Here is a 12305-nt window from a genome sequence, read left to right as displayed (position 1 = left end):
AGAAAAAAAGAAAAAAACTACCTTTAAGTGTAACAAAATTTGCTTTGCCCTCACTAACAAACCGTAATCAACACAAAAATAAACAAATGGAAGAACAACAACCAAAAGCCAGTAAATTTATGCTAAACTACGGCCTTCTGCTAGGTCTGGTTTCAGTAGTATTCGGAGTAATGCTCTACACCCAAAAAATGCATTACGAAATGAGCACGCCCGTTATTGTCATATCTGTCCTGTTGAGCCTGGCGGCCATTTTTCTTGGGATCAATGCGTACAAAAAAGCCAATGGTGGCTACCTGACCATTTCGGAAGCTCTTAAAATTGGCGTGGGGATTGCTTTAGTTTCCACTATTATTTCCTTGCTGTACCAGTATGTACTCATCAATTTTATTGAGCCTGATTTCATGGACAAAGCCATAGAGATGGCAAAACCGAAGGCGTTTGAGCAAAATCCATCAATGACAGAGGAACAATGGGAACAAGGGGTGGCCATGCAGAAAAACTTGGGGTGGTTAAGATATCCTATCGGATTAATATTTAGTTGCGTCATTGGTTTGGTCGCGGGGCTTATCACTGGACTTATCCTAAAAAAATCCAAGCCGGAATACTAAATCAAAAAGTACTATTTTTGAGGGGAATTCGAGAAACAAGCAATGCAAATTTCCATTGTAATTCCTTTACTTAACGAGCAAGAGTCGCTCAACGAACTACATGATTGGATTGTACAAGTGATGCAATCCAATCATTTTTTATATGAAATCATTTTTATTGACGATGGCAGTACCGATGGTTCTTGGGAGACCATCCAAGAGCTTTCGGAAAAAAATGAGCATGTAAAAGGTATCCGATTTCTAAAAAATTACGGTAAGTCACAAGCCCTACACGCCGGTTTTAAAGCAGCGCAGGGGGATGTAGTCATTACCATGGATGCCGACCTTCAGGACAATCCCGAAGAGATTCCGGAACTCTACCACATGATCACCCAAAACGGTGACCATGTGGTTTCGGGATGGAAAAAGAAGCGGTACGATTCCATCCTTGCCAAAAACATTCCCTCCAAACTCTTTAATTGGGCGGCCCGAAGAACCTCCGGGGTAAAACTGCACGATTTTAATTGCGGCCTCAAAGCTTTTGATGGCAGGGTGGTGAAAAACATTGAAGTTCACGGTGAAATGCATCGATATATCCCCGTATTGGCCAAAAATGCAGGCTTTTCCAATATCACCGAAAAAGTAGTGCAGCATCAGGCCCGAAAATACGGAACCACTAAATTTGGGGCGGAGCGCTTCATCAATGGTTTTTTAGATTTGATTACCATTTGGTTCGTATCCAAATTCGGACGTCAGCCCATGCATCTTTTTGGCGCCTTAGGCGTCCTCATGTTCATTGTCGGTTTTGGATTTGCCCTCTATTTGGGAATTGACAAGCTGTTTTTCCATCCCACTGGTCGATTGATTACCGATAGACCTCAATTTTTTATCGCTTTAACAGCCATGATCATAGGAACACAATTGTTTTTGGCCGGTTTTATCGGTGAAATCATGGTGCGGTCCCGAAAAAACGATACCCGCTATTCCATTTCGGATAAAATAAACATTTAGCACCCTCCAAAACGCATAATCTTTGTATTTTTAAACCTTACTAAACAAGCATATTCTATATGGATTCCATTACTTCTGCAGCGCAAGCTTGGTTAACTGATTTTTTTGACGAAAGCACAAAAAAAGAGATTCAACATCTTATAGAAAATGATACGGAAGAACTCAAAGAACGTTTTTATAAGGATTTGGAATTTGGTACTGGAGGTATGCGTGGGATTATGGGTGTGGGAACCAACAGAATCAACAGGTATACCCTGGGAAAGAACACCCAAGGCCTCAGCAATTATTTGAAAAAATCATACACCGATAGCGACCTTAAAGTTGTGATTGCCTACGATTGCAGGCACAATTCGGATACGTTGGCCCGCACAGTGGCGGAGGTTTTTTCTGCTAATGGAATCAGGGTGCACCTATTTTCAGAATTGCGAACCACTCCGGAACTTTCGTTTGCAGTGCGTTATTTGGGCTGTCATGCAGGTATTGTTTTGACCGCTTCCCACAATCCACCAGAGTATAATGGTTATAAGGTGTATTGGGCCGATGGCGGACAGATTGTCCCTCCACAAGATGGTGAAATCATCGCGGAGATTGATTCCCTTTCTTTTGAGGATATCAATTTCAAAGCCGATGAAAGCCTCATCCATCTCATTGATAAAGAAGTTGATGAAGCCTTTTTCAAGGCATCCGTAGAAAACGGAAGTTTTGATGCCAAGGGAAAAGACGATTTTAAAATTGTATTCACCTCATTGCATGGGACCTCCATCACAGCCATTCCAGAAGTGCTGAAACGTGCTGGATATAAGAACGTTACCATTATTGAAGAGCAGGCAAAGCCTGACGGTGGTTTCCCTACCGTAAAATCGCCCAATCCCGAAGAACCTGAAGCACTGGCAATGGCCATTAAAAAGGCTGAAGAAATAGGGGCCGACATGGTGGTGGGAACCGACCCGGACAGTGACCGACTCGGTATCGCTGTTCGAAATCTGGAAGGCAAAATGGAACTCCTCAATGGAAACCAAACCATGGTGTTGATGACCAAGTTCCTTTTGGACCAATACAAGGAAAAAGGCTTTAAGGGCAATGAATTTATTGCGACAACCATTGTTTCCACACCCATGATGGAGCAAATGGCCAAAGCGTATGGTGTTGAGTTTAAAACGGCCCTTACCGGTTTTAAATGGATAGGCAAAATGATCAAGGACTTCCCCAACTCCAAATTTATTGGAGGTGGAGAAGAAAGTTTTGGTTACATGGTCGGTGATTTTGTCCGAGATAAGGATGCGGTCACCTCTACCCTACTGGCTTGTGAGATTGCCTCCAACGCTAAGGCCAATGGCAGTTCATTTTACAAAGATTTGATTGACGCCTACGTGCAATTTGGTTTTTATAAAGAGAAATTGATTTCCCTCACCAAAAAAGGAATGAGCGGTGCCGAAGAAATCAAACAAATGCTCATCGACTTTAAAGAAAATCCGGTGGAATCCGTACAAGGTTCTAAATTGCTGTGGATAGAGGATTACAACACTTCCGTTGCCAAAAATGTGCAAACTGGCGAGGAACGAACCATGCATTTGCCCAAATCCAATGTATTGATTTATGAAACCGAGGACGGCACGCGAATCGCGGCCAGACCTAGCGGCACAGAGCCCAAGGTGAAATTTTACATCAGCACCAACGCAAAATTAGATAAGGCAGAGGATTATAAATCCGTAAATTCGCAGTTGGATACCAAAATTGATGGCATCCTTTCTGAATTGAATTTGTAGGTGAATGAACTACTTTAAAAAGATTCTCCGTTTTGCGGGACCTTACCGTAAATACGGTTATTTGAATATTTTCTTCAATATTCTCTACGCGCTTTTTAGCGCCCTGTCCTTTGCTGCGCTTATTCCCATGCTCAATGTACTGTTCGATAAGACCAAGCAACTAACGGCACCTCCCACCTTTGAAGGTATTGGGAAAGCCAAGGATTATTTTATGGATTATATGAATTACCGGGTCACCCAATATTCCGGTGAGGACCCCATGAATGGCTTGGTGATGGTAGTAGGATTGGTTTTGGTGCTCTTCTTGCTCAAAAATATCTTCAATTATTTGGCGATGTACTTCATTACATTCCTTCGGAATGGGGTCTTGAAGGATATTCGAAATAAGATGTATGAGAAAATTGTGGACTTGCCCATTTCTTATTTTTCGGAAAAACGAAAAGGTGATGTCATTGCGCGGATTACCTCGGATGTGCTTGAAATTCAACATTCGTTTTTATCTATTTTGGAACTGATTGTTCGAGAACCGCTTACCATTCTCTTTACCATAATTGTCATGTTCTTGATCAGTGTGAAGCTGACCATATTCGTTTTTGTCTTTATTCCTATCGCAGGGATGCTCATTTCCCGTATCGGCAAATCCCTCAAACGAAAGTCGGACAGGGTGCAAAAAGAACAAGGTGAATTTCTATCGATTGTAGAGGAAACGCTCGGTGGACTTCGGGTCATCAAGGCCTTTAATGCCGAGTCCAAGTTCTTCAAGACATTTGAAAGCTCCACATCTCGATTTTTCAAATTCTCAAACACACTCTTAAATCGACAAAATTTGGCTTCTCCCACAGGCGAATTCCTTGGAATTTTAGTGATTGGGATTTTACTGTGGTTTGGTGGACGCATGGTTTTGGTGGAAGGCACTCTGGATGCCGCTTCCTTTATCGCTTACATGGGATTGGCGTATAATATTCTTACCCCCGCTAAGGCTATCAGCAAGGCATCCTACGGGGTTAAAAAAGGAAATGCAGCCGCAGAACGGGTATTGGAGATTTTGGAATCGGAAAATCCTATCAAAGATGTGGAAGGTGCAACCGAAAAAACCGATTTTAACTCGGGCATTGAACTTAAAAATATTTCCTTCAAATACGAGGATGATTATGTGCTGAAGGATTTCAACCTAAAGGTTGAGAAAGGCCAAACCGTTGCCTTGGTCGGTCAGTCTGGAAGTGGAAAAAGTACTGTGGCCAATTTGGTGACCCGTTTTTACGATGTCAATGAAGGAGAATTGCTACTGGATGGCACCAACATCAAAAACATCACTAAAAAATCGCTTCGCGGTCTTATGGGCTTGGTAACTCAAGACTCCATTTTGTTCAATGATACGGTGAAGAACAACATCGCCATGGGCAAGGAAAATGCCACCACAGAAGAAATTGTTGCGGCTGCCAAAGTAGCCAATGCGCATGACTTTATCATGGATCTCCCACACGGATACGACACCAATATCGGCGACAGTGGAAACAAATTGAGTGGCGGACAGAAACAACGCCTCTCCATTGCCCGTGCTGTGCTAAAAAACCCACCCATCATGATTTTGGACGAGGCTACCTCGGCCTTGGATACCGAAAGTGAACGTTTGGTGCAGGACGCTTTGGAGAAAATGATGAAAAATCGAACTTCAATCGTCATTGCGCATCGATTGTCCACCATTCAAAATGCGGACTCCATTGTGGTAATGAGTAAGGGAAAAATTGTGGAACAAGGCACCCACGAGGAACTCATGAAATCAAAAAAAGGCTATAAAAAGCTGGTGGAAATGCAGTCGTTCACTTCCTAAAGTTGTGGAAAGAGCGAAAATCAAGCGCAAGTTCAAGCTCAAATTCTAAGTAGTATCTTTTGTTAAGAAAACCTTATTTTTTAGTTTGGCAGATACATTCGAGAAAATTTGTGTCATGCCGAACTTGTTTCGGCATCCCATCCTCCAGCAGAGGGTGTTCTATCCCTGACTGAGAGCATTCGAGCAAATTGGTGAAATTCGTGTCAAACAAATAGATTCTTCACTCTGCTCAAAATGACAATTGAACATCGTTAATTGTTTATTGTTCATTGAAAATTGTCCATTGTATTAAACCTTTTACCTTTAGAACAGTCAAAGCACCAAATTGCATAACCAATTGATTGCTGAAGAAGCCCTCGTCCACGAGCTTAAACAAAAAGAAAGCCAAGCAAAGGCCTTTGAGGTGTTGGTCAACACTTACAAAGAGCGCTTGTATTGGCATATCCGAAGGATTGTTTTGGACCATGATGATGCGGATGATGTGCTTCAGAACACCTTTATAAAAGTGTACAAAAATATCGACAGCTTTAAAGGCGAAAGCAAATTATATTCTTGGATGTACCGCATTGCCACCAACGAATCCCTGACTTTTTTAAAGCAAAAATCACGCAAAATGGGAGTTGGCAGCGAAGAACTTAAAACCCGAATGGTTGAACGGTTGGAGTCCGATGTGTATTTTGAGGGCGATGAAATCCAACTGAAATTGCAAAAGGCCTTGGCCACACTTCCTGACAAACAAAAATTGGTCTTTACCATGAAGTATTTTCAGGAAATGAAATATGAGGAGATTTCCGAAGTATTGGAAACCTCGGTGGGAGCATTAAAAACCTCCTATCATTTGGCGGTAAAGAAAATTGAGGCGTATCTTAAGGAAGATTAAACCTTTGACCCCATTAGAAGTCTATAGGTAACAATGAAAAAGGACAAAAAAAATAGTTTCAATACCCCAGAAGGCTACTTTGAGAGCTTTCATGACCGACTCATGGACAGAATCAACAAAGAAGAAGGTCAACCGGAGTCCATCATTCCAAAATCAGATGGTTTCGCCATACCTGAAGGGTATTTTGATGAAGTGACCCCTAAAATCCTTTCCAAAACAGTGGAAGATGCCGGGAAAGTCATTCAACTTAAATCCTACCGCAAATTCTATTACAGTGCGGCTGCAGTTGCAGCTATATTCTTATTGATTTTCGGGCTGAACTGGAAATCAGACAGCCCAATAGGCTTTGAGGATTTGGCCAATACCGAGATTGACGCCTATTTTGAAAGCACCGAAATCAATATGAGCACCTATGAGCTTGCTGAGTTGGTGCCGCTTGAAAATTTGGAACTGAACGATGTATTGGAAAACGATATTGAAGCAGAGAACATCTTGGAATATCTGGATGAAACCGTGGACGATATTGAAGATTTAAACTTAGATTACAGCAATTATGAATAAAAGAGTACTTATACTATTCGTTTTTCTGATGGGAATGGCTTATGCACAGGCTCAAGGACCCGTTAGAGATCGTATAAAGACCCTAAAAGTTGCGTTTATCACAGAACGGGTTGGATTAACAAGTCAGGAAGCCCAACAGTTCTGGCCCATCTATAACGAACATGAGGATGCTTTGGAAAACATCCGAAGAAAGGAAGTACAATCCAGACTTTCAGCTGCGCAGGGTCTTTCAGACAGTGAATCTGCCACGCTTTTGGACAACCTTCTAGCACTCCAAACGGAAAAGTACGATGCAGACCAGGCCTTTATTTCAAAAATCAGGAAAGTAATCTCCCCAAAAAAGGTGTTGTTATTGCTTAAAGCGGAAGATGATTTCAAAAAACGCTTATTGCAACAATATCGCAGACGTCAAGAAGGTGGATAACCTTTGAAAAATCAACAAAAAATATAGAAAGAGCCTTATGGCTCTTTTTTTATTAAACCTTTTTGTGCAATCACAGTCTTAGTGCTATAAACCCATTAAAATCCATAGTATGAAAACTTTAAAAACAATTTTGGTTGTTGTGGCAGTTTTGGGAACATTCATGGTCGCAAATGCTCAACGCACGGTAGTTAAGACTTATCCTAGACAGGGTACCGTAGTTACCACCATATACAGACCCACCATTGTGGTCCACAAAAACAGAAATTTTTATTATTCCGATGGTATCTGGTACAGTGCAAAGGGTCGGAATTATGTGGTCTGCGCCGCTCCTGTAGGCATTAGACTGGCAACATTGCCAAGAGGTAGCCGAGTGGTATATGTTAACGGAAGAAGGTTATACAATTACAATGGTATTTGGTATAAAAGAACCGGCAGACATTACATGGTGGTAACTGTTTAGTTTTTAGTTGGTTAGTTTTTGATTGCAAGAGCGGCGATGGTATCGCCGCTTTTTCATTTTAAGGATTCAAAATATGGTCTTTGTTTTTAAGCCCATCAAAATCTCTTTATTTACAACTTTGACAAAAAAGTCATAACAATTAGTACTTTTGGCTTGAAAAGCTTCTTTTTTTAAAAGGTGACATTTATCATAACATCGGTTTAGAACATCAACTAATTTGGTTTGATATTTATAAAATATGGGTCACATACAAATAATAGAAGACAGGAACGCCTGGGGTAAAATTATAGAGCAATTTGATGAGGCTGATTTTTATCATTCCTATGATTATCATTTAATCTCAAGGTCAGAGGATGAAAAACCAGTCCTCATATCCTATCAAGAAGGGGACAAAGTCATTGCCTTACCTCTGCTCATCCGAGATATTGAGGGCACCTCATTAAAAGATGCCACCTCTGTCTATGGATATTGTGGGCCCATCGGCAAAAACATTCCCCAAGATTTTGATAACGAGACTTTCAAAAAAGAAATCAATACTTTTTTAAAGGATAATGATATTGTATCCGTATTCTCCCGATTACACCCTTTTATTCCCTCACAGAATTCCATTTTAAAAGGGATTGGTGATATTGTTCCACACGGCCATGTGGTAAATATTGACCTCAAGAAAAGTTTGGAGGCCCAAAAGCAGCAATACAACAGAAGGCTGAGAACGTACATCAACAAGGAAGTCAAAGAGTACGATATCATTAGTGGTTCATCAAATGAGTGTGTGGACATTTTCATTAACGCCTATTGCCAAAACATGAAACGGGTAAATGCAAAACCCCATTACTTTTTTAAAAGAGAGTATTTCTATGAATTATTGGCCAGCCCGCAGATAAACGCAGAGCTTTTGATGGCAAGACATAAGCAGACTGGAGATTTGGCGGGAGGCGCGGTTTTCACCAAAAAGAATGGTTTTGTGCAATATCATTTATCTGGGGTCAAAGAAGAATATTTGGAGCTCAATCCTATAAAACTGATTATCGACCATATTAGGATCAAGTCCTCCAATGAAGGATTCTCATACCTAAATCTTGGTGGCGGTCTTGGTGGCCATGACTACGATTCTCTCTTCTATTTTAAATCGGGTTTTTCAAAAGAGTATAGAAGGTTCTTCTCCTGGCAATATATCGTCAATAAAAAAAAGTATCTAAAACTTGTACGTCAACAAAAAGAGCTCCATCCAAGGCAGCCCTGCTATTACACTCCTTATTTTCCTCAATACCGTTGTGATTTAAACAAAAGTAATACAGGAGAATCTGAAAACAATTGTTGGGAGAATGACAAATAACCCCTTTTCTTCCGAAATTTTTTCAAGTATTTGGTCCCAATGCTTTGGGAAGGAAAGAGAAGAGATAAGAGGCGTAAGTGGTCTTCAATTTTATAAAGGTTTATCGGGTGTCTACATAAATACTGGTAAGACCCACACCAAAGGTGTTCATTATGCGTTGGAAAATGACATCGAACTAAAAGGAAAAACCTGCCTCATTTACGATGTTCCCACATATTTTAAGTGTCCCAGCACACCTGTTACCACTTCCCAAGTAAGATTGCTTAAAATACGGCAATACCCCGGGTTTTTGATTGAATTAGGTCAATTCACCACTTTGAACGAGTATCTAGCTCAACAATTCAAAAAAAGTAGTCGGTATAAACTCAATAAATACTTCCGTCGACTCAAGCAATGCTTTGATATCGAATCCACCATGTATACTGGGGAGTTACCTCAAGAAGAATATGATTCCATTTTCAGAAAGTTCAGGGAGTTGCTCGAAAAGCGCTTTCAGGAAAAAGGGGAACACAATAACAATCTTGATGAAAGCGAGTGGAATTTTTACCAACAGGTTGCCTACCCCATGATTAAGAATGGGAAGGCCGGACTTTTTGTGATTGCGGATAAAGGTGAACCTATTGCCATTACGTTGACTTATTTTAATGAAGACATCATTTTTGATGCCATCACTGTTTTTGATACAGATTATTCAAAATTCCATTTGGGTTCCATCAATATCATGATGTTGATTGAATGGGGCATCAATAATAAATTCAAAATTTTGGATTTTTCCAAAGGCTATTTTGATTATAAAGTACGATGGGCCACCCAACAATATGATTTTGAATATCATATTCTCTACGACCCTAAATCTCCAATTTCCCAGCTACGGGCTCATGGAATCGCTTCTTTTTTTCGACTGAAACAATATCTTCGAGAAAAAAATCTGAATCTGTTCTGGAACAAGCTCATCTTTCTTTTTCGGAAAAAGGAAAGGGAATCTTCCTCAAAAACCGGAGCAGGTGATAGTACAATTGTTTTTAAGGATTCCGAAATAAAGGACAGTTCAAACTTGGTTAAAATAGACGGCTACCATCCACAAGTCATCAGACTGTTTTTTGAGTTTTTGTATCTGAACAATGAAGATGCCAAGAATGTAAGTGTGTTCCACATCTCTAATGGACAATACCTATTTCAGGGTACGACCACAGACAAAATTGGCAGTGTAAACTAAACTGCCTGGTAGCCTCAAATCCAAAAAGCAGTTCCTACGCTTTTTTCCAATCGAATCCTTCCAGTTTTTTGGACATTCCCCGATATCGAAATCGGTCCATACGAATCACCTTTCCCAAGATGCCAATATCACGCAAGTACTGTTTCAACTGCAAAGTAGTTTTTGACAGGTTCATTTTTAGCTTGGCCTTCAATGAATTGGGCTTGTAAAACAAATAATGGTGGTACAAGTACCTCGTATTAGACCATTTTACTTTGTAATAGGTCTCGCCCATCAAAAAATCAAAGACTTTGAAACTGTGTGCCAATAGCCACTCCAAGCGTTCCATCATAAAGACGTCTCCCATGTAATATTTTTGGTATTCAAAATCAAATACTTGGATATACCCGAAGCAGATATCTTCCCAATAAAAATCCAAAGCCATGGCAATGGGCTCATCGTTGTTATAAATAACAAACAAAGACGCCTCTTTTTTCAAAATCATTGGATAGGCCAACTCATGGTATTTTTTCCATCCCAGCAGATACCTGTTCTGCATTCTTTTTTCATCAAACCGTTTTTTCAGTAGATCAAAAAATTTATCGAATAGAAAGTCATAATGGTCCTTTGCTATTTCTCCATAATGATTTTTATAAGTGATGTTATGTTGGGTCTCGAGTTGCCTCTTTTTGGCCTTGATATTTTTAATGGCCTTCTTACTGAATTTGGTTGACATATAGTCCATAGCCGTTTGGCAACCCCCCAAATTGCACAAAAAGCCTTCGTATTGTCTTACCTCCTTGTGTTTTACATTGACCAGATTCGGATTGATGGTCGCATCAAGGTACGAGGGAATATTGGGTATCATTAAAAAGCCAGGCGTCTCATCTGAAATAGCCGTCAAGGGAAGGGGGGCAAATGTTTTGTCCGCAAGTAAACTCCGAATGGGATTCGAAAAATAGGGATGTAACTCCCGTCTCAAAAAAATATCGAAAATAAAGCTGGGAGCATGGGCCATTTACTGCGTAATTTTTCAATCACCAGCAAGAAAAAAGCGTCGTTTTATCTTGCAAATAACATGGTACAAAGATACGGCACGTCTGTCTTTTTTCCATGAAAATACGGTAAGATGACGCTTCAACCAGATGTATTAAGTTGAGGATGTTTTCTATTGAAAAACCAATTTTGCAATACGGTTACTTCCAGCCGCGAAGGCCACTGAATCATTTAAAAATCGAAGGGTGAAAAACGATTCGTCGCTGAGGGATTTCCAGCTTTCGCCACCGTCCCCAGAATATGAAATTCCCGTAAAGCCCAGTGCCACAATTCCCTTTCCATCCGAATTGGGCACAAATTGCACACAGCTTTTGAAGTTGGGCTCTTGCCCGTCCGCGACCAGACTCCAACTTTTTCCTCCATCATGCGTGATCATCTTGTTGGCTTTGTTGGATTCGGGCTTGGTGTAGTCCCCGCCTATGGCGAAACCAGTGGTCTCATCGTAAAAATCCATGGAATAGATACCTTGGGTTTCTTCTTCATGCACTATGGAGGTCTGTTGAACGGTCCAAGTTGTTCCCTTATCCGCTGAATGATACACTCGTCCGGCTGTGGTCCCAATCCAAGCTTGATTCCCCGCTAAGGCGATGTTACTATTGCTTGCCGCAAAAGCTCCTTCGCCTTCCATGCCTTCTGGAAGGTCGGCGCACGGAATCTTGGTCCATGTGTCCCCCCCATCCCTGGTGATGATGATGGACAGGCATCCATTAACCGTATCACCCACTGCAATACCTTCGGTATCGTTCCAAAATGCCATGCAATCATAAAACACGCCTGCACCTTCTTCTTTATAGACCAACTCCATTTTTCCTTGGTCACCCGTTTTATAAAGCAATGCCGGACTCTCAATGGAAAGCATGAAAAAGTCGTTGGAGGTCTTGCCTACCGCCCTAAATGCGGGGGTGATGGAATCGTATTGCTGCACATTGGAGCGAACTTTTTGGGTAGTTACGTCCACAGTACCGTACTTCCCCCCACTTCCAGCAAAAGCCAAAGTTCTACCATCCAAAAACGTAATGGCCCTGATGCTAACTGCATCTTCATACACCGGAGTTACAGAGACGGTTTTAAACGGTTGGTATTTGGGTTCTTGAGCGCAGGAAGCCAAAATCAAGATAAACAAAACAGAAAGGGGAAATCGCATGCCATTTATTTTCCGTAAAAGTACACAGAAATGATACCTTTGCAACCTTATTTT

The 12305-nt window shown here is 41.0% G+C and carries 12 protein-coding genes; 10 read left to right on the top strand and 2 right to left on the bottom strand.

What is annotated here, in order from left to right; translation table 11 throughout:
• Window positions 1-86: 86 nt before the first annotated feature.
• The 10 genes from ACFSJE_RS00650 to ACFSJE_RS00605 all read left to right on the top strand — a co-directional run bounded on the left by ACFSJE_RS00650 (window position 87) and on the right by ACFSJE_RS00605 (window position 10072).
• Window positions 87-608, top strand: a complete 522-nt coding sequence (locus ACFSJE_RS00650) for a DUF4199 domain-containing protein (RefSeq protein ID WP_379829032.1) — start codon at window positions 87-89, stop codon at window positions 606-608.
• A gap of 42 nt (window positions 609-650) precedes the next feature.
• The gene (locus ACFSJE_RS00645; protein WP_379829031.1) at window positions 651-1598 is read left to right on the top strand and encodes a glycosyltransferase family 2 protein; all 948 of its coding nucleotides are present in this window, start codon (window positions 651-653) and stop codon (window positions 1596-1598) included.
• Between the two features lie 59 nt (window positions 1599-1657).
• Window positions 1658-3364 (top strand): phospho-sugar mutase, encoded by a 1707-nt coding sequence (locus ACFSJE_RS00640; protein WP_379829030.1) that lies wholly within the window; start codon window positions 1658-1660, stop codon window positions 3362-3364.
• A 4-nt stretch (window positions 3365-3368) separates the two neighbouring features.
• Window positions 3369-5195 carry an ABC transporter ATP-binding protein gene (locus ACFSJE_RS00635; protein WP_379829029.1) on the top strand — a complete coding sequence of 609 codons (1827 nt, stop codon included), beginning with the start codon at window positions 3369-3371 and terminating at the stop codon, window positions 5193-5195.
• Between the two features lie 337 nt (window positions 5196-5532).
• Window positions 5533-6075 (top strand): RNA polymerase sigma factor, encoded by a 543-nt coding sequence (locus ACFSJE_RS00630; protein ID WP_379830028.1) that lies wholly within the window; start codon window positions 5533-5535, stop codon window positions 6073-6075.
• 33 nt (window positions 6076-6108) lie between these two features.
• Window positions 6109-6636 carry a hypothetical protein gene (locus ACFSJE_RS00625; RefSeq protein ID WP_379829027.1) on the top strand — a complete coding sequence of 176 codons (528 nt, stop codon included), beginning with the start codon at window positions 6109-6111 and terminating at the stop codon, window positions 6634-6636.
• Window positions 6629-7060 (top strand): hypothetical protein, encoded by a 432-nt coding sequence (locus ACFSJE_RS00620; RefSeq protein ID WP_379829025.1) that lies wholly within the window; start codon window positions 6629-6631, stop codon window positions 7058-7060. Before ACFSJE_RS00625 ends, ACFSJE_RS00620 begins: the two co-directional genes overlap by 8 nt.
• Before the next feature lie 109 nt (window positions 7061-7169).
• Complete coding sequence (locus ACFSJE_RS00615; RefSeq protein WP_379829024.1) at window positions 7170-7520, top strand: DUF6515 family protein; 351 nt, start codon at window positions 7170-7172, stop codon at window positions 7518-7520.
• Window positions 7521-7758: 238 nt separating this feature from the next.
• Window positions 7759-8856 (top strand): GNAT family N-acetyltransferase, encoded by a 1098-nt coding sequence (locus ACFSJE_RS00610; protein WP_379829023.1) that lies wholly within the window; start codon window positions 7759-7761, stop codon window positions 8854-8856.
• A complete protein-coding gene (locus ACFSJE_RS00605) occupies window positions 8846-10072 on the top strand; it encodes a GNAT family N-acetyltransferase (protein ID WP_379829022.1) in 1227 nt (408 codons plus the stop codon). Before ACFSJE_RS00610 ends, ACFSJE_RS00605 begins: the two co-directional genes overlap by 11 nt.
• Window positions 10073-10106: 34 nt before the next feature.
• On the opposite strand, the gene ACFSJE_RS00600 is transcribed toward ACFSJE_RS00605, so the two are convergent.
• Window positions 10107-11069: a GNAT family N-acetyltransferase gene (locus ACFSJE_RS00600; protein WP_379829020.1), complete on the bottom strand. Its 963-nt coding sequence runs from the start codon at window positions 11067-11069 to the stop codon at window positions 10107-10109.
• 150 nt (window positions 11070-11219) lie between these two features.
• Window positions 11220-12251, bottom strand: a complete 1032-nt coding sequence (locus ACFSJE_RS00595; protein WP_379829018.1) for a WD40/YVTN/BNR-like repeat-containing protein — start codon at window positions 12249-12251, stop codon at window positions 11220-11222.
• Between the last annotated feature and the right edge of the window lie 54 nt (window positions 12252-12305).

The organism is Flagellimonas iocasae, from assembly GCF_042682725.1.
GTDB lineage: Bacteria > Bacteroidota > Bacteroidia > Flavobacteriales > Flavobacteriaceae > Flagellimonas > Flagellimonas iocasae.
Note: the sequence above shows the minus strand (reverse complement) of the source record. Positions and strands in the feature narration are given on the sequence as shown.